Consider the following 23641-nt stretch of genomic DNA (forward strand, 5'->3'; position numbering starts at 1 on the left):
GGGTGGGGCCGACCGGAGGCGGGCACGCCGCGGTGGCCACGGGGTGATACAGGCGCATGATCCCCCGAAGGGGGGGTCGCTGTCACGCCGGTGCGCACCGTGGCCGCCCGCGGGGCGCGGGATCGCGGGTGCTCAGCCGCCGGGGCGGAGTTGGTTCCGGCGCAGCAGGAGGTACATCTCACAGCCGAGGCAGTAGCCGAAGGCCGCGTTCAGGAAGGCGGCGCCGAGCGCGGCGGCGGTGGCGGCCAGGCCCAGTACCGGCGCCCCGGCGAGGTAGCCCACCGTGCCGACCAGGGCGAAGCCGAGGCCGACCCCCTGGGCGAACCGGGGCGGGCGGGCGTCCTCCAGCTCGGTCGGCGGGCCGAGGCGGGGGCGGACGGCGACGCGGTAGAGCCACCCGTAGGGGGAACGGCCGGCCAGTGAGAGGGCGAAGACGGCGGCCTGGGCGGCCAGCAGCCACCAGGCGCCGGTGACCAGGACGGCGGCCAGGACGAGTGAGGTGAGCGCGGCGGCGAAGCGCGGCCCGCGCGGGTCGATCTGCATGCGGACTCCGAGGTGACGGAACGGACTGCGAGCTGACGGAGTCTCAGCGACAGTGGCTCGTGGTGACCCGGCACAGGTCGATCACTCGACGGCGGGTCAGACGGGCGGAGTCCATGCGGCGGATCGTACCGCCCGGCGCCGCTCCTCCGGGTGAGATGCCGCACACTGGGGCGGTGACCGGGTTGTGGGTGTGCGTCGGGGTACTGGTGCTCGCGGGCGGATTCGGCCTGGCGAGGAAGCGGTGGGACGGGAGGGTCAGGGTGCGGTCCAAGGACGCGGCGCAGGTGCTGGCGGCGGAGGAGCTGGGCGCGGAGCTGGGGGAGCGGGCCACGCTGGTGCAGTTCTCCACCGCCTTCTGCCAGCCCTGCCGCGCCACCAAGCGGGTGCTCGGCGAAGTGGCCCAGATGGTGCCGGGCGTGGCCCACGTAGAGGTGGACGCCGAGCTCAACCTGGACCTGGTCCGCCGCCTGGACATCCTCCGCACCCCGACCGTCCTGGTCCTGGACGCCGCCGGCCAGGTGATCCGCCGCGCCTCCGGCCAGCCCCGCCGCGCGGACGTCATCGCGGCCCTGGGCGAGGCGATCTGAGACCGACCGGCAATTGGGGGGTGGGTGAAGGAGCGGCGGTGGGGTGCGTGCATCGGCGACCGACGAGAAGGCGTCGAGGTGCGTGGCCCGGCGTCGCGACGCCCCCCAATTGCCGGTCGGTCTGCGACCCCGTCCGCTTGGGTGGATCTTGTCAAGACCGTTCAATCTCACAGCGGATCAGCCGCCCCGTCAGGGGGTAGTCGGCGCGGGCTGGGGCAGGATGGGGCGCAGACGGCAGTGCGGCCGTCCTGGCCCGTCCGGGCCATGGGCGGCACGGGGTGCGGAGCGCCCGGCCGGACCTGCGGCAGAGCTAAGCTACTGGCCAGTAGTGACGGCTAAGCTACTCGCGAGTATGCTGCCAGCAAGTTCCGGACGGGCACAGGAATCCGCTGCCCGGAGTGGGTGCGTGGCGTGTTCGCATCCACTCGCGCGGCCGCTGCCGCCGGACGAGACCAGTACAGGAGACAGGCCGTGAGCTTGAGGATCGTTGTCTGTGTGAAGTACGTGCCCGACGCGACCGGTGACCGTCGCTTCGCGGACGACACCACCACCGACCGGGACGCCGTCGACGGCCTCCTGTCGGAGCTGGACGAGTACGGCGTGGAGCAGGCGCTCCGCATCGCCGAGGCCCACGGCGACGCCGAGGTGACCGTCCTCACCGTCGGCCCGGACGACGCCAAGGACGCGCTGCGCAAGGCGCTGTCGATGGGCGCCGACAAGGCCGTCCACGTGAACGACGACGACATCCACGGCACCGACGTGATCGGCACCTCGGCGATCGTCGCCAAGGCCCTGGAGAAGACCGGCTACGACCTGGTCGTCTGCGGCATGGCCTCCACCGACGGCACCATGGGCGTCCTGCCGGCCCTGATCGCCGAGCGCCTGGGCGTCCCGCAGGCCACCCTGCTCTCCGAGGTCTCCCTGGAGGGCACCACGGTCAAGGGCCGCCGCGACGGCGACGCCGCCACCGAGCAGCTCGAGGCCGAGCTGCCCGCCGTGATCTCGGTCACCGACCAGTCCGGCGAGGCCCGTTACCCCTCCTTCAAGGGGATCATGGCCGCCAAGAAGAAGCCGGTCGAGTCGCTGGACCTGGACGACCTGGGCATCGAGGCGGACGAGGTCGGCCTGGCCGGCTCCTGGACCGCGGTCGAGGCCGTCACGGCCCGCCCGGCCCGCACTGCCGGCACCATCGTCAAGGACGAGGGCGAGGGTGGCAAGGCGCTCGCCTCCTACCTGGCCGAGCAGAAGTTCATCTGACCACCCGTTAGTGCCCCACGATCCATCAGGAGCAAGAAATCATGGCTGAGATCCTGGTTCTCGTGGACCACGCCGACGGTGTGGTCCGCAAGCCGGCCCTCGAACTGCTGACCCTGGCCCGCCGCATCGGCGAGCCGTCCGCGGTCGTCCTGGGCGCCGGTGCCGCCGCCGCCGACATCGCCGCCAAGGTGGGCGAGTTCGGCGCGGCCAAGGTGTACGTCGCCGACGCCGACGAGTTCTCCACCCAGCTGGTCGTCCCCAAGGTCGACGCGCTGACCCAGATCGCCAAGGCCTCCGGTGCCGCGGCCGTCCTGGTCACCTCCTCCGGCGAGGGCAAGGAGGTCGCGGCCCGCGTGGCGCTGCGCCTCGAGTCCGGCATCATCACCGACGCGGTGGACCTGGAGGCCGTCGACGGCGCTCCGGTCGCCACCCAGTCGGTCTTCGCGGCCTCCTTCCAGGTCAAGTCGAAGGTCTCCAAGGGCACCCCGGTCATCACCGTGAAGCCGAACTCGACCAGCCCCGAGGCCGCCGCGGCCGCCGGTGCCGTCGAGAACGTCACGGTCGAGTTCACCGGCAAGGCCGCCAAGGTCACCGCCCGCACCGCCCGCGTCTCCTCCGGCCGCCCGGAGCTGACCGAGGCCGCGATCGTGGTCTCCGGCGGCCGTGGCGTCGGTGCCGCCGACGGCTTCGGCGTGGTCGAGGAGCTGGCCGACGCGCTCGGCGCGGCCGTCGGTGCCTCGCGCGCCGCCGTCGACGCCGGCTGGTACCCGCACACCAACCAGGTCGGCCAGACCGGCAAGCAGGTCTCCCCGCAGCTGTACGTCGCCGCGGGCATCTCCGGCGCGATCCAGCACCGGGCCGGCATGCAGACCTCGAAGACCATCGTGGCCGTCAACAAGGACCCCGAGGCCCCGATCTTCGAGCTGGTCGACTACGGCGTGGTCGGCGACCTGTTCGCCGTCCTGCCGCAGCTCACCGCCGAGGTGAAGGCCCGCAAGGGCTGATCCTTCCCCCGGGTACTCCCGAGCCCCCGTCGGAGCGTCATGCTCCGGCGGGGGCTCGGCCGTTCAGGGCGTCAGGACGGTGTCCGGCCGGGGCCGGCGGTCACCGGGCGCGACGGCGGAGGCGGGGATCCCGTACTGCCGGAGGTGGAGCGGGCCGACCGCGCCGGCCGGGCCGCCGGACAGGCCCTCGCAGACGCCGATCAGCGCGAGGAACTCCCCTTCGCAGACCGTCAAGAGGACGTGTGCGGACGGCCCCGCCGGGGTCGTACGGCGCATGGGCGCACCGCACCACCGGCGCGTGCTCCCTTACGCCGATGAACCACCGTTCGGTGTGCGCTCACGGCTCGTTCCACCGGGCATGACCGGATCGGCACCCCCGCCACCCGGCCGCTCGACCAGTGGAGGCCACCATGCCCCGCACCCCCCAGGACAACGTGGGCCTGCGCCTGTTGCTGGCCCAGGCCGGCTGGACCGGGGAGGAGTTCGCCCGGGCGGTGAACGCCGTCGGGCGCGAGTCCGGGCTGCGGCTGCACTACCAGCGCGCCTCGGTCAGCCAGTGGCTCGGCGGGACCAGGCCCAGGCCGCCGGTGCCGCTGCTGATCGCGGAGGCGCTCTCCCGGCGGCTGGGCCGCCCGGTGGACCTGGCCGAGACCGGGCTGGGCGGTGGCCGGGCCGCCGGGGCGCCGGCTGACGGACCGTCGGCTGCGTCCCCGTCGGGTGCGTCCTCGTCCGGTCCGGCCTCGGGGAGCACGGGGGAGGTGGTGGACGGGTGGTACGACCCGGGGCTGCTGCGGGCCGGGGCGGCCGTCTACCGGCCCGCCGACCTGGAACTGCTGCCGCCCCGGCCCGGGGTGGTCCGCCCCCGGCGGCCCGTGGCCGGCGGCGGCGAGCGGCTCGGGGCCCGGCACGTGGCCTGCGTCGAGGAGCTGATCGCGCAGTTCTCCTACTGCGACCACCTGACCGGCTCCGGCACCGTGCTCCGGGCGCTCACCGGTTTCACCACCAGCGTCGCCCTGCCCTGGCTCCGGCTGAGCGCCACGCCCGTCACCCGCCGCTCGCTGCTGGGCAGTTGCGCCCGGTTGGTCACCCTCGGCGGCTTCCTGCACCTGGACCACGGCCGGCACGGGACGGCCCAGCGCTGGTACCGCACCGCGGCCGAACTCGCCGACGAGAGCGGCGAACCGAAGACCCTCGCCCTGGTGCTGCGGGCCCTCAGCGTGCAGGCCCACCAGCTCGGCCACGACGCCGCCGCGCTCCGGCTGGCCGAACGCGCGGTGGCCACGGCCGGCCGCGCCGACCCGCGCACCCTGGCCTTCCTGAACGGCCAACTCGCCCTCGCCCGCGCCTCGGTGGGCCGGCGCGGGGAGGCCGTCGGCGCGATCCGGCAGGCCGAACGGGAACTCGAGCGGGCCACCGGCCCGTGGCCCAGCATCGGCGGCTACAACGCCGCCGCCCTGGCCCACCAGCGGGCCGAGGTCCGCCGGTGCCTCGGCGACCATGGCGGGGCACTCACCGACCTCCGGCTCTCCACCCGGCTACGGCCGGCCCAGGAGGCCCGGGCGCAGGCGCTGGTGCTCGCCCGGATCGGTGAACTCCAGCTGGCGGAAGGGGATCTGGACGCCGCCTGTCTGGCCTGGGAACGCTTCCTCGCGCTGCGCGCCGGGCTGCGCTCCCGCCGGGTCGACGAGGCCCAGGCGGCGATGCGGACGGCCCTGCTGCCGCACCGGCGCAGCCCGCACGCCTCGCACCTGCTCGACTCCCGGCCGGTCACGGGGCCGGGTTCGGGGTCTCCTTCTCCGCGTACTTGAGGAACGCGTAGGCGCGGCCCGCCCAGACGTGGATCCGGGTGGCGCCGCCCTCCTCGGGGCCGTCACCCGCGCGCCGTGAGGTGCGGGCGACCGGGCCCATGTCGGTGTCGGTGACCACGGGGTCGTCCCAGCTCCCGCCGAGGGCGTCGGTGGCGGCCGCGAGCGCGGCGGCCGGGGCCCCCGCGTCCAGTCCGGTGGGGCCGAGGAGTGCGCTCCGGCGGTCGTCGTCCGCCTGGATCCGGCAGTCCGGCTCACCGATCCAGCTGCGGACCCTCCGCGCCAACTGCCCCGCCATGCCGGGGACGGGCCCGTCGGCCTCCACCGTCACGGACACCATCATCCCGAACAGGTCGTCGAGAAGGCCTCGGAACTCGACCGCCTCCTCCGCCGTCAGGCCGCCTTCGAGCACCAGGTCCTCGGATTCGTCGCTCACCGGCGCGACTCTCCCAGCCGGGTTTCGGAGCGGCAACCGAATTCCCCGACGGGCCGACGAGGCGCCACCGGTACCGGTCGGGGCGCACGCGGCTTCACGGCGTGCGCTCCGACGCTCCGTCAGCACACCTCTGTGCGCCCCTGGGAGAGGGCGATCCCGAGGGCGGTCCGGTTCCGAAGATCACGGGGTGTGCCGGGCAGGGAGTCCGGCGATCGGACGAAGGAGACGGCACGTGCACCGTTCGACAAGGACGGAGTTCTTCCGTACGGAGGGCGCCATGGCGGACCGGGTCACCGTGGTGACCGCGTTCGACCATCCCGCCCGGGGCGCCGTCGACTGCCCGGCCGCACCCCTGCTGGCGGCCTGGCTGGACGCGCTCGGCATCCCGCACCGGACCGGCCCGGTCGTGATCCGGGGCGGCGCCGAACCGGCCGAGCGGCACCAGGGCCGCCCCGGCCTGCTGGCCACCACCTACCTCGACCCGGCGGGCCGCCCGGTCGGCCTGGCCGCCGCCGCGCCCACCCGCCTCGCCGGGGCGGCCCGCCGGGCGGTGCTCGGCTTCACGGCGGTGCTGCGCACCCGCCGGGTGCTGCTGCCCGGACCGCCCGCCCCGTGCGCGGCCTGGCCGCCCGCCGCCGCCACCCCTCGGCCCCGCCCGGCCACCGCCCCTGACGGCCCGTCGGCTCCGCCGCCCGCTGCCGTCGGTCCGCTCGCCGCCGGTCCGCCGGCCGTGGGTCCGTCCGTCGTCGGCCCGCTCGCCGCCGGGCGCTCCGCCGGGTGCCCCGCCGCCGGCCAGGCCCGGCGGACCGCCGACAGCCGGCAGGCCGAGGGCGAGACGCTGCTGCTGGTCGGTGCGGGCACCGGCGCCTACGGCACCGGCCTGCCCCGGGCGGTGCTGCCCGGCCACCCCGAGGAGTTGACGGTGGGTACGGTGGAGCAGGCCGAACGGATCGCCCCCGCCGCCGGGCCGCTGGCCTTCGTCATCGTGCCCTGCACCCCGGTGCAGGAGGTGCGGGAGATCCTGACGGTGCTGCGCCGAAGGTTCCCGGCCCTGCGCGGCCAGCACCCCGACCAGTGGTGCTACCGGGCCTCGGACCTGCGCGACGCGGCCGAGTCGGCGGCCCGGCAGAGCGATCTGGTGCTGCTGCTCGGCACCTTCGGCCCGGTGCTGCCGGACTGGCTCCCGGCGGGCCGTACGGTCCGCCCCGGCACCCTGGCCGGGCTGCGGCCCGAACTGCTCGCCGAGGCCGCCACCCTGACGGTCCTCGAACCCGTACCGGGCCCGCCCGGTTCGCTGACCACGGCCGGGCTGCTGACGGTGCTCGGCGGTCTCGGCCCGCTCAGCACGGTGGACCGCCGGGCGGCCAGCGAGGTCCGCGGCCTTCCGCCCGGCCACCTCGTCGGTGTACAGAACGCCGCGCTGTCAATCGACCACTGAGGGAGTGAGACCAGATCAGCGCAGGTGAGGGCCCGTCAGAGGCCGATCGGCGTTCATCCGACGGATGCCCTGGGCGGGTGGCGGACCGTGGACCGGCGGCCGCCGCCCGCCCGACCATGGCGTTACCCGGACCGGGTCACCGGACCTCGGACGACCGTACGACGACCGCGCGGTGGCCGTGCCCCGGGCGGAGAGTGGGTGGCATCCCGATGGAAGAGCTCCAGACCGGCGCGACCAAGCCGAGGAACTTCACCTGTGCCCGCTGCAACTCCGCCGTCGAGGCGGAGTACGCCGGGGAGACCGTTGACGCCGACGGCCGCAGGCTCCACACCTGGCGGCGCGGCGCCTGCCGGAACCCGCAGTGTTCGGAGGCCGGCGGCCGCCCGGAGCCAGGCCGCTGAGACAGGGCCGCTGACACAGGTGTGCTGAGACCGGTGTGCTGAGACCGGGGCGCCGGCCGCCGCCGATCCGAGGCTCCGTCACGGGGCGGGCGGGCGTGGGCCTGGCCGGGTGCGTTCGCCGGCCTCGGGGGTGCCCCTACGCCGGCCCGTCGCGTGGCGCCGGTAGAGTCCGGGGCCATGGGACTCCTGACGGCGCTGGACGGTGCGTACGGCGATGCCGCCGACGCCCTGGTGATCGACGGCCACCCGCTCTCCCGGGAGCAACTGCTCGGCGCCGCCGCGGCGGTGGCCGACCGGGTGGCCGGTGCCCCCGCGCTGGCGGTGCTGGCCACGCCGAGCGCGCACACCGTGGCCGCCGTGGTCGGCGGTCTGCTGGCCGGGGTGCCGGTGGTGCCGCTGCCGCCCGACTCCGGGCCCAAGGAGCGCGAGCACATCCTGCGGGACTCCGGCGCCGCCCTGCTGGCACGGGCGGCGGACGCCCCGCCGGTGGACGGGATCGAGGCGCTGCCGGTCGACCTGACGGTCCGTTCGGCCGCCACCTACGCCGAACCGGCCGACGACCGGCCCGCCTTCGTGCTCTACACCTCCGGTACCACCGGCGCCCCCAAAGGCGCGGTCATCCCGCGCTCCGCCGTGGCGGCCGGCCTGGACGCGCTGGCCGGGGCCTGGCAGTGGAGCGCCGAGGACACCCTGGTGCACGGACTGCCGCTGTTCCACGTGCACGGCCTGGTGCTCGGCGTGCTGGGCGCGCTGCGCACCGGCAGCCGCCTGGTGCACACCGGCCGCCCCACGCCGGACGCGTACGCCGCGGCGGGCGGCTCGCTCTACTTCGGGGTGCCGACCGTCTGGTCCAGGATCACCGCCGACGCACCGTCGGCCCGCGCGCTGGCCGGGGCCCGGCTGCTGGTCTCCGGCAGCGCCCCGCTGCCCACACCGGTCTTCGAGCGGCTGCACGCGCTCACCGGCCACGCGCCGATCGAGCGGTACGGGATGACCGAGTCGCTGATCACCGTCTCCACCCGGGCCGACGGCGAGCGCCGCCCCGGCAGCGTCGGCCTGCCGGTGGACGGGGTCCGCACCCGGCTGGTCGGCGAGGACGGCGGCCCGGTCGAGCCGGACGGCGAGAGCGTCGGCGAGCTCCAGGTGGCCGGGCCGACGCTGTTCACCGGGTACCTGAACCGGCCGGACGCGGACGCCGAGGCGTGGACCGCCGACGGCTGGTTCCGCACCGGGGACGTCGCGGTGATCGGGCCGGACGGCTTCCACCGGATCGTCGGCCGGGCCTCGGTGGACCTGATCAAGAGCGGCGGCTACAAGATCGGCGCCGGTGAGGTGGAGGCAGCGCTCCGCGACCACCCGGCGGTGGCCGACGCGGCCGTGGTCGGCGCACCCGATCCGGACCTCGGCCAGACCGTGGTCGCCTACGTCGTCGCGGACGGTTCGGTGACGGGCGATCAGCTCACCGCCTTCGTGGCGCAACGGCTCTCCGTGCACAAGCGGCCCCGGCGGGTGGTGCTGGTGACCGACCTCCCGAGGAACGCGATGGGCAAGGTGCTCAAGAAGCAGCTGCCCGAACTGGGTTGAGCCGTAGACCGTCGAGGCGGGCCCACCTGCCCTGAACAGGTCAGGAATCTGGCGCGTGCGGCTGACACATGCCGTACGGCCGGGAAGCGACGGTCGCCCGACCGGGCAGGCATGGGCCGGGTCCGGGCGGGGGACGACCGGGAAGTAGAGAGCCGGTACAGCACCGGCGAAGGGCGGGGGGACACGTGATCGTCTGGGTCAACGGGACGTTCGGCGCGGGCAAGACCAGCGCCTGCCGGGAGTTGGTCGGCCTGCTGCCGGGCAGCGTGCTCTACGACCCCGAGCTGGTCGGCTACGGACTGCGGCACATCCTGCCGCCGGACCGGATGGCCACCGTCTCGGACTTCCAGGACCTGGCCGCCTGGCGGCGGCTGGTGCCCGAGGTGGCGGCCGCCCTGCTGGCCGAGGTGCCCGGGCCGCTGGTGGTGCCGATGACGCTGCTGCGCGAGGACTACCGCGACGAGATCTTCGGGGCGCTGGCCGCCCGCGGTCTGGCCGTCCACCACCTGGTGCTGGACGCGGACGAAACGATCCTGCGCGAACGGATCGCCGCCCGCGAGGAGTGTCCGGACGACCCGGCGGCCAGCGCCCGGCTGCGCAGCTGGTGCCAGGAGCACCTGCCCCAGTACCGCGCCGCCCGCCGCTGGCTCAGCCGGGACGCCCAGCTGGTGGACACCAGCGGCCTGACGCCCCGCCAGACCGCCGAACGGCTGGCCGAGCTGGTCGAGCAGGGCACCGCCCGCTGCCCGATCGTGCAGAGCGCCGACACCACCGGCGACACCGTGGCCGCCGCCGTGCTGCTCTTCGACGACCAGGACCGGGTGCTGCTGGTCGACCCGGTCTACAAGCCCGACTGGGAGTTCCCCGGCGGCGTGGTCGAACGCGGCGAGGCCCCCACCGACGCCGCCCTGCGCGAGACCGTCGAGGAGCTCGGCCTGCGGCTGGAGGCCTCCGCGCTGCGGCTGCTCGCAGTCGACTGGGAGCCGCGCACCGGCCCGCGCCGCGGCGGCCTGCGCCTGATGTACGACGGCGGCCACCTGGACGCCACCGCCCGGGCCGCCCTGCGGCTGCCCGCGGAGGAGCTGCGCGGCTGGCGCTTCGTCACCCTGGACGAGGCCGCCGCCCTGCTCCCGCCCAACCGGCTGCGGCGGCTCGCCGCGGCGCTCGACGCGCGCGAGCACGGCGAACTCCGCTACCTGGAGGCCGGGCTGCCCGCCGCCGTGGGGGCGGGCGCATGAGCGGTGGACCGGGACCGGCCACGGACGACGGCTGGAAGAAGGACCGGATCGGGACGGCCCTGCGGGGCGAGAACCCCACCGTGCTGCGCCGCCTCCCCGGCGGCTTCGCCGTCATCGGGGACGTCCAGTTCCTCCCCGGCTACACCGTCCTGCTCGCCGACGACCCCTCGGTGGGGCGCCTCTCCGACCTGACCCGCCCTCAGCGCACCGCCTTCCTGGACTCCATGGCCCTGCTCGGCGAGGCCGTCGAACGCGCCTGCGCCCGCCTCGACCCCGCCTTCCGCCGGGTCAACCTGGAGATCCTCGGCAACACCGACCCCTTCCTGCACGCCCACGTCTGGCCCCGCTACGACTGGGAGCCCGCCGACAAGGTGGGCCACCCGGTCTGGCTCTACCCCCGCGAGCACTGGACCGGCCACGGCCATGCCCTCGGCCCGCGGCACGACACGCTGCGCACGGCGATCACCGAGGAGCTGGACCGGCTGGGCGGCTAGCCTCGGGCGCATGCCGTTCACCTTCAGTCACCCCGCCGCCGTGCTGCCCTTGATGGGGCGCGGGCGGTGGGTGGCCGCCGGGCTGGTGGCCGGGGCGATGGCGCCGGACGTGCCGTTCTTCGCCGAGTCGGTGGTGCGGGGGAGTTACCGCCACGGCGGTCTGACGCACCGTTGGTGGGCCGTGCCGACGGTGGACGTGGCGATCGCCGGGGTAGCGGCGGCCTGGTGGTACGGGGTGGTCCGGCCGGAGCGGCGCGGGGAGCTGCGGGTGGGGTGGTTCGCGCTCTCGGCTGCGGTCGGGGCCGGCACCCACGTGCTCTGGGACTCCTTCACCCACCAGGGCCGCTGCGGCGTCCGGGCCCTCCCGGTCCTGAACACCCGGGTGGCCGGGGTGCCGCTGTACACCGCGCTTCAGTACGGCACTTCACTGCTCGGCCTCGCCGCCCTGGCCCCGCATCGGGCTGCCCTGGGCCCCGTGCCGCGGAGAGCCGCCGCCGTCCTGACGGCAGCCGCCGCCGCGGGCGCCCTGCACCGCCTGGCCCGCCACGAGCGCGGCCGGATCGACGAACTCTGCTTCGGCGCGGGCACCGGAGCGGCGGTCGGCGCCACCCTCTGCGGCCTGGCGGTCAGGCTTGGCCGGACTTCGCCGCGCGGAGGTCAGCGAGGGTGAGCACCCGGTAGCGGCCTTCGCCCTCCGCCATGACGAAGAGCTGGAACTCCTCGGGCTCGGACCACGGCACCTCGGCCACGATCCGGGCGAACTCGGCGAACGGCAGGTGGTTCAGCGCTCCGCCGTAGAGGGACGGCGGGTTCTTCGTACCGCCCCAGGAGCCGGCGGCAGCCCCGAGGTCGCGCAGCTGCCAACGGTGCGGCAGCTCAGGGCTGAGGGCGGCGAGGCGGGCGTTGAGTTGGTCGAGGACGTCGGTGTCCTCCGCCCAGCCACCGGGGCTGAGCAGGACGGTCGTGATCGCGGACATGCTCCCATGATGACCCGCGACCACCCCCGGCCCGGTGGCCGGGGGTGGCGCCCGGTCAGAGCGTGCGCGCGGTGGCGTAGTTGCGCAGGAAGAGGGCCTCGGTGAGGGACATCCGCTCCAGCTCCTGCGGGTCGACGCTCTCGTTGACGGCGTGGATCTGGGTGGTGGGGTCCTCGACGCCGATGAGGATGATCTCGGCTTCGGGGTAGAGGGTGCGCAGGGTGTTGCAGAGGGGGATGGAGCCGCCCTCGCCGGAGACGACCATGGGGGTGCCGAAGGCTTCCCGCATGGCCCCGGCCATCGCGGCGTAGGCGGGGCCGCTGGTGTCGGCGCTGAACGGACTGCCGCTGCCGAGGCGCTCGACCACGGCATGGGCGCCGAGCGGGACGGCGGCCTCCAGGTGGGCCACCAGGGCGTCCTGAGCGGTCTTCACCTCGGTGCCCGGCGGGACGCGCAGGCTGACCCGGGCCTCGGCGGCGGACTGCACCGAGGAGGCGCCGCCGACCACCGGCGGGCAGTCGATGCCGAGCACGGTGACGGCCGGGCGGGCCCAGAGGCGGTCCGCCACGGTGCCGGTGCCGGTCAGGGCGACGCCGTCCAGCACCTTGGCGTCGGCGCGGAACTGCTCCTCGGAGTACTCGACGCCCTGCCAGGTCTGACCGGTGGTCAGACCGGCCACCGCGCAGTCGCCGTTCTCGTCGTGGAGCGAGGCGAGCACCCTGACCAGGGCCTGCAGCGCGTCGGGCGCGGCGCCGCCGAAGGCGCCGGAGTGCAGGTTCCCGGCCAGGGTGGTGATGCTGATCGAGGCCTCGGCGATGCCGCGCAGGGAGGCGGTGACGGTGGGCAGGCCGGGGGCGAAGTTGCCGGTGTCGCCGATCACGATCACGTCTGCGGCGAGCAGCTCGGGGTGGGCCTCGGCGTAGCGCTCCAGGCCGCCGGTGCCCTGCTCCTCGGAGCCCTCCACGATCACCTTGAGGCCGACGGGGTAGCCGCCGTCCGCCTGGCGCAGCGCGCGCAGGGCGGTGAGGTGCATCAGGATGTTGCCCTTGCAGTCGGCCGCGCCGCGCCCGTACCAGCGGCCGTCGCGCTCGGTCAGTTCGAAGGCGGGGGAGTGCCAGCCGGACTCGTCCAGCGGGGGCTGCACGTCGTAGTGCGAGTAGAGCAGCACGGTCGGGGCGCCGGCCGGGCCGGGCAGCTCGGCGTAGACGGACTGGGTGCCGTCGGGGGTGTCCAGCAGCCGAACACCCGTCAGGCCCTCGGCGGCGAAGGCGTCGGCGACCCACCGGGCGGCCTTGTGGCACTCCTCGACGGGGAACTGCCGGGGGTCGGCGACGGAGGCGAAGGCGACCAGGTCGGTGAGGTCGGCCTTGGCCCGCGGCATCAGCGCGCGGACGGTCTCCGCCAGGGGCTGCTGGGTCATCGGGAGTGCTCCGGGTGTGTGGAGGGCACTGGTGGGAAACCAGGTGTTCGGGTGGTTTCGATCATAGGGCGCCACTCCCCGAGGGCTGGATCCACCGCAGGTCCGGCGCACTAGGATTGCTGCCTGTGACTGACACCGGTAGCACCCTCGGCCAGGACCTCTCCGACCAGCCCGTCGCGCCCGGGCCCGATCCTGACGCCGCGTCGGACGCTTCGTCGGACGTCGCGTCGCACACCTCGCCGGGCGTCGTGTCGGAGGCCGTCGCGCAGGAGCCGGACCGGCTGGGCGGCGTGTGGGACGTGGTGGTGGTCGGCGCCGGTCCGGCCGGCTCCTCGGCCGCGTACGCGGCGGCGAAGCGGGGCCGCCGGGTGCTGCTGCTCGACAAGGCCGAGCACCCCCGGTACAAGACCTGCGGCGGCGGCATCATCGGCCCGTCCCGCGACAGCCTGCCGGAGGACTTCAAGCTCCCGCTGCAGGACCGGGTGCACGCGGTCACCTTCGCGCTCAGCGGCCGCTTCACCCGCACCCGCCGTTCCAAGCGGATGCTCTTCGGCCTGGTGAACCGGGACGAGTTCGACCTGCGTCTGGTGCAGGCCGCCGAGCAGGCCGGGGCGGTGCTGGTCACCGGGGTCACGGTCAGCGGCGTGGAGCAGCCCGAGGGCGCGGTGGGCAGCGGACGGACCGTCACCGTCACCACGGCGGACGGCCGTCGGATCGAGGCCCGCGCGGTGGTCGGCGCCGACGGCAGCGCCAGCCGGATCGGCCGCCACGTCGGGGTCTCCTTCGACCAGATCGACCTCGGCCTGGAGGCGGAGATCCCCGTCCCCGAGGAGGTCTCCCGCGCCTGGCAGGGCCGGATCCACCTGGACTGGGGCCCGCTGCCCGGCAGTTACGGCTGGGTCTTCCCGAAGACCGACTCCGGCTCGCTGACCGTCGGGGTCATCTCGGCCCGCGGCGACGGCGAGGGCACGAAGAAGTACCTGGCGGACTACATCCGGCAGTTGGGCCTGAACGGCTTCACCCCGAGCGTGGAGTCCGGCCACCTGACCCGCTGCCGGGCCGAGGACTCCCCGCTCTCCAAGGGGCGGGTGCTGGTCGCCGGCGACGCGGCCGGTCTGCTGGAGCCGTGGACCCGGGAGGGCATCTCGTACGCCCTGCGGTCCGGCCGGCTGGCCGGCGAGTGGGCGGTCAAGGTGGCCGAGGCGGACGGTGCGACGGCGGTCCGGCGGCAGGCCCTCGACTACGCCTTCGCCATCAAGGCCGGGCTGGGCGTGGAGATGCGGGCCGGCAAGGTGATGCTCGGCGCCTTCGAGAAGCGCCCGCACCTCTTCCACGCCGCCGTCTGCCTCGTCGGCCCGGCCTGGCGGGCCTTCGCCCGCACCACCCAGGGGCACACCACCTTCGCCCAGATCATGCGGGACTACCGCGCGGCCCGCCGCCTCGCCGCCGTCGCGGCGCGCTGACCCCGCAAGGGCGGCGCCTCGGGGGCGGAGGCCCCAGGGGCGTGAGGAACTGCGCGCAGGGGGACGGCAGCACGTGCAACTGGCTGATGGAGCCTCAGTTGCAGGTGAGCCGTCTTCCGGACTCGCGCAGTTCCTCGCGCCCCTGGTGTGACCACTTACCTCAGCAACTCGTCGGCCAGGGCGCTGCGCGCGTACAGCACGAGGCGGCCGCTGCGGGTGCGGGTGACCAGGCGGGTGGCGTGGAGGACCGAGAGGTGTTGGCTGACCGCGCCCGGGGTGACGCCGAGGCGGGCGGCGAGTTGGGTGGTGGAGGCCGGTTCGGCGAGGAGGGCGAGGAGGCGGGCCTTCGGGGCGCCGAGCAGGAGTTCCAGGGCGGCCGGGGCCGGGGGTGCCTGCGGGGTGGGTGACATCGCGCCCTGGCCCCGGGCCGGGTAGACGACCGACGGCGGGTAGTCGTGGCTGATCGAGGTGAGTGCGCCCCGGGCGAAGCAGGTCGGGGTGAAGACCAGCCCCCGCGCGGCCACCGTGATGTCGGCGTCGTGGTCGCCCCAGTCCCGACGGATCGTCAGGACCCCGTCCGCCCACTCCAGGCGCTGGTCCAGGTCGGCGAAGAGCGCCGCCGCGCCGCGTTCGGCGAGGATCCGGGAGCGGTGCACCAGGTCCGCCTGGAGCACCGGCCGGGCCCGGGGCCACCAGAGCGGGGCCACGCAGTGCTCCCAGTACCGGGCCAGCGCGTCCGCGATCCGGGCCAGCAGCTCCGCCGGGTCGCGCTCCAGCCCCTCGGCCAGCGGCGGCGGCAGCCGCTCGTCGTGCGGCAGGTGGGCGGCCCGCAGCTCCGCCGCCAGCCGCTCCGGCGGCAGGGAGCGGACCACCGCCAGCTCGGTGTGGAAGTCGGGCTGCGGGGTGGTCGGACGGGGCGTCAGGAAGTCCGGCACGTACCGGTTGCGGCTCACCAGGGAGAGCAGCAGCGGCGCCTCCGGCAGCCGTTCGAAGGACGGGCGGAGCACCTCCGCCCAGGGGGCCTGCATCGGGTACCGGCCCGGGTGGGTGAACATCCGCAGGCCGAGGACGGTCTCCTGGAGCGGGGAGAGGGCGAAGGAGGCGTTGGCCAGCGCCTCGGTGCTGAGCCGGAACCGGTGCATATCCCCCACCAACGGGCCGACGAATCAGCCATACCCTAAATCAGTTACGCGCCCGGCCCGCAGGCGGTGGGATCGGCGCATGACCTCCACCACCCTTGAACCCCCGCCCTCCCCTGCCCGGAAACGGTTCGGCGACCGCCTGCTGCACCCGGACCCGATGATCCGCCGGCTCTCCGGGATCACCCTGGTCAACTGCCTGGGCAACGGCCTGTCCATGGCCCTCGGGGTCCTCTACTTCACCCGGGTGCTCGGCTTCGGCCCGGTCCGGGTCGGCCTCGCGCTCACCCTGGCCGGGATCTGCGGGGTGCTGGCCGGCATCCCGGCGGGGCGGGCCGCCGACCGATGGGGCGTCAGGCCGGTGCTGATCGGCCTGGTCGGCGTGGAGGCGGTGGGCATGCTGGGCTACGCGGTGGTCCGCGACTACGCGCTCTTCCTGCCGCTGGCCTGCGTGGTGGCCGCCGCCGACCGCGGCTCGGCCGCCGTCCGCAGCGCGCTCTACGCCGAGGTGCTGCCGCCCGACCGGCGGGTGGTCGGCCGCGCCTACCTGCGGGTGGTCACCAACGTGGGCATCGGCCTCGGCACGGCCGCCGCCGCGCTGGTGCTGCACATCGACACCCGGGGCGCGTACGTCACCGCGATCCTGGCCGACGCGTTCAGCTTCGCGGTCGTCGCGGTGCTGTACGCGCTGGCCGTCCCGGCGGTGGAGCGCGGCGCGGGGGCCGGCCCGGGGGAGGCGGGGGCCGGAGGCCGCAACCCCGCGCTGCGGGACCGGACCTATCTGGCCGTCACCCTGCTCAACGCGGTGCTCTGCCTGCAGTTCCCGCTGCTGGAGGTGGGCGTGCCGCTCTGGATCGTCGACCACACCGAGGCGCCCCGGGTGCTGGTGGCCGGCTCACTGATCGTCAACACCCTGATGGTGGTGCTGCTCCAGGTGCGGGCCGCCCGGGGCACCGGGACCGTCGCGGGGGCGGGCCGGGTCTTCCGGTACGGGGGTCTGCTGGTCGGGCTCTGCTGGGTGGTGCTCGGCCTGGCCCACGGGCTGCCCGGCTGGGCCGCCGCCCTGCTGGTGGTCGGCGCGGTGCTGCTCCAGGGCCTCGGCGAGGTCACCACCCAGGCCGCCGCCTGGTCGCTCAGCTACGAGCTCGCGGAGGAGGGGCGGCACGGTGTCTACCAGGGCGTCTTCAACTCCGGCCAGGCGGCGGCGCTGATGCTCGGTCCGGTGCTGGTCACCACGGTGGTGCTGCCGCTCGGACTGACGGGGTGGCTGCTGACCGGGGCCGTCTTCGCGGCGGCGGCGGTGACGATGCCGGTGGTGGTGCGCGGGGCCGCCCGGCGGGCGGGGCCCGACGGTGTGACGGCGTGACCGGAGCTGTGACCGGAACTGTGACCGGAGCCACGGTGACGTGATCGGGGTGGTGCTCTGGCCGGGGGCCGGTGACGCGTGTCAGAGTCCTGTCACCGGGCCCACCGGCCCGCCCTCCGAAACACCCTCAGTCGGAAAGCAGGACAGCCGCGATGACCCGCGAGGTACCGTTCGTCCGCGTCACCACCGCCGATGCCGTCACCACCCTGGAGCTGGACTCCCCGCACAACCGCAACGCCCTCTCCACCCGGCTGATGGCGGAACTGACGCAGGGTCTGGCCGACGCCGCGGCCGACCCCGGCGTGCGGGCGGTGGTGCTCGGCCACACCGGCAAGGTGTTCTGCGCCGGGGCCGACCTCTCCGAGGCCACCGGTGACGACCCGACGGTCGGTCCGCGCGGCCTGGTCGCCCTCCAGCGGGCCATCGTGGACTGCCCCAAGCCCGTGGTCGCCGCGGTCGACGGCCACGTCCGGGCCGGCGGCCTCGGCCTGCTCGGCGCGGCCGACCTGGTGGTGGCCGGCCCGCAGTCCACCTTCGCCTTCACCGAGGTCCGGCTCGGCCTGGCCCCGGCGGTCATCTCGCTGCCGCTGCGGCCCAGGCTCGACCCGCGCGCGGCCTCCCGCTACTACCTCACCGGCGAGACCTTCGACGCGGCGGAGGCGGCCCGGATCGGGCTGGTCACCGAGGCGGCGGAGGACGTCGCGGTGGCGCTCAAGGTCTTCCTCGACGCCTTCCGCCTCTGCTCGCCGCAGGGCCTGGCCGAGAGCAAGAAGCTCGCCAACGCGGCCGTGGCCGCCTCCTTCGAGCAGGACGCGGAGGAGCGCGTCGCGCAGTCGGCCCGCCTCTTCGGCTCCCCGGAGGCGCAGGAGGGCATGCGGGCCTTCCTGGAGCGCCGCCCGGCGCCCTGGGCGCAGTGACGTAACCGGCGCGACCGGCTGCACCCCGGCCCCGGGGTCGCCACGCGGCTGCTCGGTCCGGGCCTGGGACTTGGCCTTGGCGGCCGGCGGTGGCGCGTCAGGCGCCGTGGGTGTGGCGGGCCGGGTCGGGGGCGGCGTACTCGGGGCCGTCGTGGCGGGTCTTGAGGTCCTCGTGCGGCGGGGGCGGGGCGCCCTCGTCGGTCATCCGGGCCTCGGGGGTCTCGGGGGTCTCGACGTCCTGGTGTGCGGGCGGTTCGGGAACGTGCGGGTCGGCTTGACGGTGTGCCAGGTGGCCGCCGAGTGCGCCGACCAGGGCGATCACGCCGTTGCCGGCCAGCCCGTAGCCGATGCCGGCCAGGTGCCGGCCGTGGCGGCGGGCCTGGAGGGAGCGGAGCTCCAGCAGGCTGGCGGTGACGGCCGAGGCGGCGTGCAGCAGGCCAGTGCGGCGGCGCTCGCGGTCGAGGGCGGCCCAGTCCAGCCAGCCCGCCCAGAGGGCGGGCGGTACTCCGGCCAGGCCGAGGGCGGTGAGGCGGCGGGCCGCGGCCGGGGAGCCCCCGGTGAGGTCCAGCACGCTCGCCGACAGCCAGCAGCCGAGCGGGAGTTGGACGAGGGCCGGGTGGAGCGGGTGGCCCAGCCACTCGCCGCGCAGCAGGCCGCGGGCCGGTCCCAGCGGCAGCCCGTCCACCAGCTGCTTGATCCGGTCGGCGACCGGGTCGAGGGCGCTCCAGCCGGCCGGGGTGTCCAGCCAACCGGGCAGCGGGGAGGTGGGGGCGGTGGTCACGGTGTCCATACCCCGCGTCTGACCCGCCCGGCCCGGCCGAAACCGCCCGCCCGGCCGAAATCGCACGCCCGGCCGAAGTCGCGAAGGCCGACGCGCCTGCGGCCGCTGGTGCCCGGGCTACTCGGCCGGGTGGCGGAGGGGGTGTGGTGGATGCCGCGGCGTGCGGTCGGTCCGGACGGTCGGGCGGCGTCGGCCGGTACGCGGCACTCACCGCAGCCCCTACTCCCCAGGGCCCCGACGGCTACCCGGTGCGGAGATGGCTACGCCTGCGGGGGCGGGGCGCATGCCGATCCGCGACCGCGCGGGCGGAGCGGCCCGGGAGCCGTCCCGCCCGGCGTCGGGCCGGGGCCAGGCGTCAGCCGTTGGCGCAGATCACGAAGACGCTGATGCCGACCGAGCCGCTGTTGCCCTGGCGCCCGATGCCGATCCAGCCCCGGCCGTCGTCGGTCGGGAAGCTGCCGGCCAGGATGGCCTCGTTGCCCCGGGCCTCGGCCCCGCCGCCGAGGGCCCGCTTGCCGGACGGGCAGAACACCGTCCGGCGCTGGAAGTTGGGCACGTTGGCGTTCGGCAACGTCACCAGCTGGAGGCCGTCCACGGCCCGGACCGACCCGGCCGTCCGCTCCGCGCCGGCCGCCCGGTCCTCGGCGCCCGCCTGCGCGGCCATGCCCATCCCGACGGTCAGCGCCACCGCCAGCAGACCCGCCCCGAGCGCTCGCTTGTTCCGCAGCATCTCTGATCCCCTTCCGAGCGGCGAGCCCGATCGGTTCGGACTCGCACCACCAGAGCCATCGGCCGCGCACCGATGGGGAGTTGAGCCAAACCCCACCTGAGGGCGAACCGGAAGCGCGGCGCACGAACCGTCCGCCCGCCGTCCCGCGCCGCACCCGGTGGGTGTGCCCCCGGAAAACCGTGACGAGCCGTCGGGCCGGGGCGGGTAGCGTGGCGCGGATGGAGAACGACAAGGGCCTGGACGCCGGTGGACACTTCGTCAGGGAGGGCTCGCTCGACCGGGTGCAGCCCGGATTCGCCGCGCTGGTGGCGGCGGCCCGGGCCGCCGTCGAGTCCGCCTACGGGCCGGACCGTCTGCACAGCGCCTACCTCTACGGCTCCGTTCCGCGCGGCACCGCCCGCCCCGGCCGCTCCGACCTCGACCTGCTGCTCGCCCTGCACCGCCCGCCCACCGAGGCCGACCGTGCCGACGCGGACCGGCTGGCCGCGCGGCTGGACGCCGCCCACCCGGAGGTGGACGGCGTCGGCATCCTGCTCTTCGACACCGCCACCCTGCTCAGCGACCTGGAGCGGTACGACCTCGGCTGGTTCCTGGCCTGCCTCTGCACCCCGCTGATCGGCCCCGACCTGGCGGCCGGGCTGCCCCGGTACCGGCCGAGCTCGCTGCTCGCCCGGGAGACCAACGGTGACTACCCGCTCCACCTGGCCCGCTGGCGGGCCGGCCAGGGGACGGTGCGCGGCATCTGCCGGGTGACCGTCAGGAGCGCCTTCACCCTGGTCATGCCGCGCTGGGACGGCTGGACCAGTGACCTGCTGCGCTCGGCCGAGATCGCCGGGGCGTACTACCCCGAGCGCGCCGAGCAGCTGCGCGCCGTGGCGCTGGCCGCGCTGGACCCGGCTCCCGACGAGTCGGTCCGACGGCTGGTCACCGAGGAGCTCGGCCCGTGGCTGGCCGCCGAGTACACCGCCGTGCACGGGACGAAGGCGCCCCGGCCCTGACGGACGGTCAGCCATCTCGGCACCACAAACACCAGGGGCCCGAGGGGAGTTGATCCCCTCGGGCCCCTTCGCGCCGGCGGTCAGCGAGTGCGGCGGCGGTTGGCCGTCACATCGTCGTAGCTCGCGCAGACCCGGGCCACCAGGGTGAGCTTGAGGTCACCGGTGGCCCGCGGCCGGGCTCCGGCCGGGCCGGCGCCGAGGAGAGGTGCTGCTGCCAGCAGGGCTGCCGTGCACCAGACGGTCGCGCTGCGAACGGATCTCATGACCACCACCTTGCGGCGCACCCGCACCGCCACCGGGCCGCTCCTCGCCCGGACGCGCTGTGTCCACCCCCTCGGCGGTCAGCCGTCGCCCGTCGCACCGGGGAGCGGGCCGGCGTGGCACTCCTCCCGGCCCTGACCTGGTGTGACCTTGATCCCTCCGCCCTGCCCGGCGGTGGAGCGGACCGATAGCGTGGGGCCCATGTCGAACTCCAGCTCACTGCTCGCCGCCGCCCGCGACCGAGGCCGCCGCGCCGCCGGGCGGCTGGTGCACCGGGGCTGGGGGCTGGTGCAGAGGCTCGGCGCGGTCTCGAACCAGAGCCCGGGGCCGTACCGCTTCCGGGAGTTGGGGGACGGGACCAAGCTGGCCTTTCCGCTCGGGGCGGTCTTCAACGAGCAGTGGATCACCATCGGCCCGTTCTCGATCATCGGCGAGCGGGTCACCATCTCGGCGGGTTTCCTGCCCGGTCTCGACCTCGGGCCGGAGCCGATCGTGCGGATCGGCGGGGGCTGCGTGATCGGCCGGGGCAGCCACGTCGTCGGTCACGAGTCGATCACCCTCGGGGACGACGTGTGGACCGGCCCGTACGTCTACATCACCGACACCGCCCACTCGTACCACGACACCGGGCTGCCGATCGGCAAGCAGTGGCCGCGCAACGCGCCGGTGGAGATCGGCGCCGGCTCGTGGATCGGCACCGGGGCGGTGATCCTGCCGGGTGCCCGGCTGGGGCGCAACGTGGTGGTGGCGGCCGGTTCGGTGGTCAACGGCGAGGTGCCCGACCACGCGGTGGTGGCCGGGGCGCCGGCCAAGGTGGTGCGCAGCTGGTCCGAGCTGGACGGTTGGCAGCCGCCGCTGCGGCACGAGCCGCCGGCGGCGGTCCCGGAGGGGGTCACCGCCGAGCAGCTGCGGGCGCTGATCGGCTGGGACCTGCGGCTGCCGGGGGAGCAGCCGGGCTGAGTGGTCGTCAGGACGGGCGGCGGGCCTCGATCAGGAAGCGGGCCGAGTGGGCGACGAACGGGCCGTCGGCCTGGATCCGCTCGTGCAGCTCGCGCAGCCGGTCGCGGTACTTCTCCACGGTGAAGCCCGGCACCATCCAGACCACCTTGCGCAGGAAGTAGACCACCGCGCCGACGTCCAGGAACTCGGTGCGCAGCCGCTCCGGCCGCAGCTCCACCACCTCCAGCCCGGCCGCCGTGGCCTGCTCGGCCTCGTCCTCGGGGTGGCGGGCCCGGTGCACCTCCTCCGGGAGCGGCCCGAGGAAGTACTCCACCAGCTCGAAGACGCTGGCCGGGCCGACGTGCTGGGCGAGGTAGCTGCCGCCCGGGCGGAGCACCCGGTGGATCTCCTCCCACCAGGGGCGCACCGGGTGACGGCTGGTCACCAGGTCGAAGGCGGCGTCCGCGAAGGGCAGCGGCGGCCGGTCCTGGTCGGCCACCACCGCGACGCCGAGCGGGTGCAGCAGGGCGGTGGCCTTGGCGACGTTCGGCGGCCAGGACTCGGTGGCCACCATCAGCGGGGGGAACGGACCGGCCCCGGCCAGGACTTCGCCGCCCCCGGTCTGCAGGTCCAGCGCGGCCCGCACCTCCGGCCGGGCCAGCCGGGTCCGGAGCGTGTGCTGGTACCCCCAGGACGGACGCTGCTCGGTGGCGCGGCCGTCCAGCCAGGAGAAGTCCCAGCCGTCGACGGAGACGGACTCGGCCTCGGCGACGAGGTCCTCGAAAGTGCGTGACATATCGGGATCATCGCGTGTGAAACGGACCGGCGGCAAACGAATTCGCCGCCGGTCCGCCCGGGGTCCCCTCTGTTCGGCCCCGGGTACCGGGGGAGGTGGAGCCGGGAGGGGCCTCGGTCAGAGGCGCTGCCAGAGCGCCGGCACGTTCGGCGGCTCCCAGCCCGCGTACGCGGTGTGGGCCTGGACGCAGCGGTAGCTGACGCCGTTGTAGGTCACCACGTCCCCCGCCTTGTAGCTCGCGCCGGCCTTCCAGGTGGTGGTGCCACCGGTCGGGCTCGGACTGGAGCTCGGGCTGGGGCTGGGGGAGGGGCTCGGCGTGCCGGGCGAGGACGGCGACGGCGAGGGGGACGGGGTCTGCGGCACGTTCAGCACGAAGTCGTACGTGCCCTCCTTCGCCGAGCCGATCTGACGGACGTTCATCAGCAGCCGGGCGTCGAAGATGGTGTCGGTGCTGTTGCGCGGCTCGTTGGGGAAGTACAGCTGGGTGGTGAGGATCGGCCGGTTCGGGGCCTGCACCTTGACGTGGATGTGGCGGGTGCGCCCCGGGTAGAGGCCGGGCACGATCGTGGTGAGGCTGAACGCGCCCTGGGCGTTGGTGAACTGGTGGCCGCGGAAGGTGAAGCCGGTGTTGTCGTAGGCGCCGTTCACGTCGGCCTGCCAGAAGTCCAGCAGGGCGCCGGTGATCGGCAGGCAGGCCGAGCCGAAGACGTAGCCGCTGACGGTGAGCCGGGTGCCCGGGGTGCCGTCGGTGATCAGCGAGCTGCGCAGCGGGGAGTTGGGCTTGAAGTACGGGCCCTCGGTCTGCGGGACGGTCGGGTCGTCGTGGTCGTCGCAGAAGGGCGTGGCCTCCAGGTCGGCGCCGGTGCCCCGCTGGTCGCGGGCCAGGGCGCGGCCGGTGCCGATCAGCAGCGGCGCCGCGCCGGCCACGGCGAGGCCCTTGAGCATGGTCTTGCGGCTGAACCGCCGTTGGCCGGGATCGGTCGCGGTCTCCGGCTGCTCGGGGTCGTGCGGTGCGGACATGGCGGTGGTACCTCCGGTGTGGGGGCATGACCGCTGTGGGGGCGCGG

Annotated in this window: 26 protein-coding genes; 15 read left to right on the forward strand and 11 right to left on the reverse strand. The window is 75.1% G+C overall.

Annotated features, from left to right (window positions below):
* Positions 1–132 precede the first annotated feature (132 nt).
* Positions 133–543: a DUF4395 domain-containing protein gene (locus ACZ6ZR_RS21370; protein ID WP_465644490.1), complete on the reverse strand. Its 411-nt coding sequence runs from the start codon at positions 541–543 to the stop codon at positions 133–135.
* A 173-nt stretch (positions 544–716) separates the two neighbouring features.
* Here ACZ6ZR_RS21370 and ACZ6ZR_RS21375 point away from each other — a divergent pair, with 173 nt between their 5' ends.
* The 3 genes from ACZ6ZR_RS21375 (at position 717) to ACZ6ZR_RS21385 (ending at position 3391) form a co-directional block, all read left to right on the forward strand.
* Entirely contained in the window at positions 717–1130 is a 414-nt protein-coding gene (locus ACZ6ZR_RS21375) for a thioredoxin family protein (RefSeq protein WP_465644492.1), read from the forward strand.
* A 471-nt stretch (positions 1131–1601) separates the two neighbouring features.
* The gene (locus tag ACZ6ZR_RS21380; RefSeq protein ID WP_465644494.1) at positions 1602–2387 is read left to right on the forward strand and encodes an electron transfer flavoprotein subunit beta/FixA family protein; all 786 of its coding nucleotides are present in this window, start codon (positions 1602–1604) and stop codon (positions 2385–2387) included.
* A 41-nt stretch (positions 2388–2428) separates the two neighbouring features.
* Positions 2429–3391 (forward strand): electron transfer flavoprotein subunit alpha/FixB family protein, encoded by a 963-nt coding sequence (locus tag ACZ6ZR_RS21385; RefSeq protein WP_465644496.1) that lies wholly within the window; start codon positions 2429–2431, stop codon positions 3389–3391.
* Positions 3392–3454: 63 nt separating this feature from the next.
* Here the strand turns inward: ACZ6ZR_RS21385 and ACZ6ZR_RS21390 are convergent, their stop codons facing one another.
* Positions 3455–3667, reverse strand: coding sequence for a hypothetical protein (locus tag ACZ6ZR_RS21390; protein WP_465644498.1), 213 nt, complete (start codon positions 3665–3667; stop codon positions 3455–3457).
* A gap of 134 nt (positions 3668–3801) precedes the next feature.
* Between ACZ6ZR_RS21390 and ACZ6ZR_RS21395 the strand changes: the two genes are divergently transcribed.
* Positions 3802–5199 (forward strand): tetratricopeptide repeat protein, encoded by a 1398-nt coding sequence (locus ACZ6ZR_RS21395; protein WP_465644500.1) that lies wholly within the window; start codon positions 3802–3804, stop codon positions 5197–5199.
* Here the strand turns inward: ACZ6ZR_RS21395 and ACZ6ZR_RS21400 are convergent.
* Entirely contained in the window at positions 5159–5632 is a 474-nt protein-coding gene (locus ACZ6ZR_RS21400) for a hypothetical protein (RefSeq protein WP_465644502.1), read from the reverse strand. The two genes, ACZ6ZR_RS21395 and ACZ6ZR_RS21400, sit on opposite strands and share 41 nt — an antisense overlap.
* 232 nt (positions 5633–5864) lie before the next feature.
* Here ACZ6ZR_RS21400 and ACZ6ZR_RS21405 point away from each other — a divergent pair, with 232 nt between their 5' ends.
* The 6 genes from ACZ6ZR_RS21405 to ACZ6ZR_RS21430 all read left to right on the forward strand — a co-directional run bounded on the left by ACZ6ZR_RS21405 (position 5865) and on the right by ACZ6ZR_RS21430 (position 11457).
* A complete protein-coding gene (locus ACZ6ZR_RS21405; RefSeq protein WP_465644504.1) occupies positions 5865–7070 on the forward strand; it encodes a hypothetical protein in 1206 nt (401 codons plus the stop codon).
* 209 nt (positions 7071–7279) lie between these two features.
* A complete protein-coding gene (locus ACZ6ZR_RS21410; protein WP_465644506.1) occupies positions 7280–7471 on the forward strand; it encodes a hypothetical protein in 192 nt (63 codons plus the stop codon).
* Between the two features lie 177 nt (positions 7472–7648).
* Positions 7649–9055, forward strand: a complete 1407-nt coding sequence (locus tag ACZ6ZR_RS21415) for an acyl-CoA synthetase (protein WP_465644508.1) — start codon at positions 7649–7651, stop codon at positions 9053–9055.
* A gap of 185 nt (positions 9056–9240) precedes the next feature.
* Positions 9241–10293 (forward strand): NUDIX hydrolase, encoded by a 1053-nt coding sequence (locus ACZ6ZR_RS21420; protein WP_465644509.1) that lies wholly within the window; start codon positions 9241–9243, stop codon positions 10291–10293.
* A complete protein-coding gene (locus tag ACZ6ZR_RS21425; protein WP_465644511.1) occupies positions 10290–10787 on the forward strand; it encodes an HIT family protein in 498 nt (165 codons plus the stop codon). Before ACZ6ZR_RS21420 ends, ACZ6ZR_RS21425 begins: the two co-directional genes overlap by 4 nt.
* Positions 10788–10797: 10 nt before the next feature.
* Positions 10798–11457, forward strand: coding sequence for a DUF4184 family protein (locus ACZ6ZR_RS21430; protein WP_465644513.1), 660 nt, complete (start codon positions 10798–10800; stop codon positions 11455–11457).
* Here ACZ6ZR_RS21430 and ACZ6ZR_RS21435 read toward each other — a convergent pair.
* Both ACZ6ZR_RS21435 and ACZ6ZR_RS21440 read right to left on the reverse strand, forming a co-directional pair.
* Positions 11414–11764 carry a hypothetical protein gene (locus tag ACZ6ZR_RS21435; RefSeq protein ID WP_465644515.1) on the reverse strand — a complete coding sequence of 117 codons (351 nt, stop codon included), beginning with the start codon at positions 11762–11764 and terminating at the stop codon, positions 11414–11416. The genes ACZ6ZR_RS21430 and ACZ6ZR_RS21435 overlap by 44 nt on opposite strands.
* 55 nt (positions 11765–11819) lie before the next feature.
* Positions 11820–13184, reverse strand: coding sequence for a M20/M25/M40 family metallo-hydrolase (locus tag ACZ6ZR_RS21440; protein ID WP_465644517.1), 1365 nt, complete (start codon positions 13182–13184; stop codon positions 11820–11822).
* Positions 13185–13432: 248 nt separating this feature from the next.
* On the opposite strand from ACZ6ZR_RS21440, the gene ACZ6ZR_RS21445 reads away from it, so the two are divergent.
* Positions 13433–14647 (forward strand): geranylgeranyl reductase family protein, encoded by a 1215-nt coding sequence (locus ACZ6ZR_RS21445; RefSeq protein ID WP_465644659.1) that lies wholly within the window; start codon positions 13433–13435, stop codon positions 14645–14647.
* A 155-nt stretch (positions 14648–14802) separates the two neighbouring features.
* Here ACZ6ZR_RS21445 and ACZ6ZR_RS21450 read toward each other — a convergent pair whose 3' ends face one another.
* Entirely contained in the window at positions 14803–15789 is a 987-nt protein-coding gene (locus ACZ6ZR_RS21450; protein ID WP_465644519.1) for an ArsR/SmtB family transcription factor, read from the reverse strand.
* Positions 15790–15868: 79 nt separating this feature from the next.
* Here ACZ6ZR_RS21450 and ACZ6ZR_RS21455 point away from each other — a divergent pair, with 79 nt between their 5' ends.
* A complete protein-coding gene (locus ACZ6ZR_RS21455) occupies positions 15869–17152 on the forward strand; it encodes an MFS transporter (protein ID WP_465644521.1) in 1284 nt (427 codons plus the stop codon).
* A gap of 152 nt (positions 17153–17304) precedes the next feature.
* On the forward strand, positions 17305–18069 hold the full coding sequence (locus ACZ6ZR_RS21460; protein ID WP_465644522.1) for an enoyl-CoA hydratase family protein: 765 nt from the start codon (positions 17305–17307) through the stop codon (positions 18067–18069).
* Between the two features lie 97 nt (positions 18070–18166).
* On the opposite strand, the gene ACZ6ZR_RS21465 is transcribed toward ACZ6ZR_RS21460, so the two are convergent.
* Complete coding sequence (locus ACZ6ZR_RS21465) at positions 18167–18859, reverse strand: DUF2231 domain-containing protein (protein WP_465644523.1); 693 nt, start codon at positions 18857–18859, stop codon at positions 18167–18169.
* A 346-nt stretch (positions 18860–19205) separates the two neighbouring features.
* Complete coding sequence (locus ACZ6ZR_RS21470; protein ID WP_465644524.1) at positions 19206–19580, reverse strand: hypothetical protein; 375 nt, start codon at positions 19578–19580, stop codon at positions 19206–19208.
* Positions 19581–19798: 218 nt separating this feature from the next.
* On the opposite strand from ACZ6ZR_RS21470, the gene ACZ6ZR_RS21475 reads away from it, so the two are divergent.
* A complete protein-coding gene (locus ACZ6ZR_RS21475; protein ID WP_465644525.1) occupies positions 19799–20578 on the forward strand; it encodes a nucleotidyltransferase domain-containing protein in 780 nt (259 codons plus the stop codon).
* Positions 20579–20658: 80 nt separating this feature from the next.
* Here the strand turns inward: ACZ6ZR_RS21475 and ACZ6ZR_RS21480 are convergent, their stop codons facing one another.
* Positions 20659–20841, reverse strand: a complete 183-nt coding sequence (locus ACZ6ZR_RS21480) for a hypothetical protein (RefSeq protein ID WP_465644527.1) — start codon at positions 20839–20841, stop codon at positions 20659–20661.
* A 199-nt stretch (positions 20842–21040) separates the two neighbouring features.
* On the opposite strand from ACZ6ZR_RS21480, the gene ACZ6ZR_RS21485 reads away from it, so the two are divergent.
* Positions 21041–21799 carry an acyltransferase gene (locus ACZ6ZR_RS21485; RefSeq protein ID WP_465644529.1) on the forward strand — a complete coding sequence of 253 codons (759 nt, stop codon included), beginning with the start codon at positions 21041–21043 and terminating at the stop codon, positions 21797–21799.
* Positions 21800–21806: 7 nt separating this feature from the next.
* Here the strand turns inward: ACZ6ZR_RS21485 and ACZ6ZR_RS21490 are convergent, their stop codons facing one another.
* Together ACZ6ZR_RS21490 and ACZ6ZR_RS21495 are read right to left on the reverse strand one after the other, a co-directional pair.
* On the reverse strand, positions 21807–22574 hold the full coding sequence (locus ACZ6ZR_RS21490) for a class I SAM-dependent methyltransferase (RefSeq protein ID WP_465644531.1): 768 nt from the start codon (positions 22572–22574) through the stop codon (positions 21807–21809).
* A gap of 117 nt (positions 22575–22691) precedes the next feature.
* A complete protein-coding gene (locus tag ACZ6ZR_RS21495; RefSeq protein WP_465644533.1) occupies positions 22692–23594 on the reverse strand; it encodes a dioxygenase family protein in 903 nt (300 codons plus the stop codon).
* Positions 23595–23641: the final 47 nt, after the last annotated feature.

The organism is Kitasatospora sp. NPDC088742 (genome assembly GCF_055584905.1).

Excerpts from the sequence above, each read along its gene's own strand:
- ACZ6ZR_RS21370 (WP_465644490.1), bottom strand. The coding sequence starts at position 543 with ATGCAGATCGACCCGCGCGGGCCGCGCTTCGCCGCCGCGCTCACCTCA.
- ACZ6ZR_RS21385 (WP_465644496.1), top strand. The coding sequence starts at position 2,429 with ATGGCTGAGATCCTGGTTCTCGTGGACCACGCCGACGGTGTGGTCCGC.
- ACZ6ZR_RS21390 (WP_465644498.1), bottom strand. The coding sequence starts at position 3,667 with ATGCGCCGTACGACCCCGGCGGGGCCGTCCGCACACGTCCTCTTGACG.
- ACZ6ZR_RS21395 (WP_465644500.1), top strand. The coding sequence starts at position 3,802 with ATGCCCCGCACCCCCCAGGACAACGTGGGCCTGCGCCTGTTGCTGGCC.
- ACZ6ZR_RS21410 (WP_465644506.1), top strand. The coding sequence starts at position 7,280 with ATGGAAGAGCTCCAGACCGGCGCGACCAAGCCGAGGAACTTCACCTGT.
- ACZ6ZR_RS21415 (WP_465644508.1), top strand. The coding sequence starts at position 7,649 with ATGGGACTCCTGACGGCGCTGGACGGTGCGTACGGCGATGCCGCCGAC.
- ACZ6ZR_RS21425 (WP_465644511.1), top strand. The coding sequence starts at position 10,290 with ATGAGCGGTGGACCGGGACCGGCCACGGACGACGGCTGGAAGAAGGAC.
- ACZ6ZR_RS21430 (WP_465644513.1), top strand. The coding sequence starts at position 10,798 with ATGCCGTTCACCTTCAGTCACCCCGCCGCCGTGCTGCCCTTGATGGGG.
- ACZ6ZR_RS21435 (WP_465644515.1), bottom strand. The coding sequence starts at position 11,764 with ATGTCCGCGATCACGACCGTCCTGCTCAGCCCCGGTGGCTGGGCGGAG.
- ACZ6ZR_RS21440 (WP_465644517.1), bottom strand. The coding sequence starts at position 13,184 with ATGACCCAGCAGCCCCTGGCGGAGACCGTCCGCGCGCTGATGCCGCGG.
- ACZ6ZR_RS21450 (WP_465644519.1), bottom strand. The coding sequence starts at position 15,789 with ATGCACCGGTTCCGGCTCAGCACCGAGGCGCTGGCCAACGCCTCCTTC.
- ACZ6ZR_RS21455 (WP_465644521.1), top strand. The coding sequence starts at position 15,869 with ATGACCTCCACCACCCTTGAACCCCCGCCCTCCCCTGCCCGGAAACGG.
- ACZ6ZR_RS21460 (WP_465644522.1), top strand. The coding sequence starts at position 17,305 with ATGACCCGCGAGGTACCGTTCGTCCGCGTCACCACCGCCGATGCCGTC.
- ACZ6ZR_RS21465 (WP_465644523.1), bottom strand. The coding sequence starts at position 18,859 with ATGGACACCGTGACCACCGCCCCCACCTCCCCGCTGCCCGGTTGGCTG.
- ACZ6ZR_RS21470 (WP_465644524.1), bottom strand. The coding sequence starts at position 19,580 with ATGCTGCGGAACAAGCGAGCGCTCGGGGCGGGTCTGCTGGCGGTGGCG.
- ACZ6ZR_RS21475 (WP_465644525.1), top strand. The coding sequence starts at position 19,799 with ATGGAGAACGACAAGGGCCTGGACGCCGGTGGACACTTCGTCAGGGAG.
- ACZ6ZR_RS21480 (WP_465644527.1), bottom strand. The coding sequence starts at position 20,841 with ATGAGATCCGTTCGCAGCGCGACCGTCTGGTGCACGGCAGCCCTGCTG.
- ACZ6ZR_RS21485 (WP_465644529.1), top strand. The coding sequence starts at position 21,041 with ATGTCGAACTCCAGCTCACTGCTCGCCGCCGCCCGCGACCGAGGCCGC.
- ACZ6ZR_RS21490 (WP_465644531.1), bottom strand. The coding sequence starts at position 22,574 with ATGTCACGCACTTTCGAGGACCTCGTCGCCGAGGCCGAGTCCGTCTCC.
- ACZ6ZR_RS21495 (WP_465644533.1), bottom strand. The coding sequence starts at position 23,594 with ATGTCCGCACCGCACGACCCCGAGCAGCCGGAGACCGCGACCGATCCC.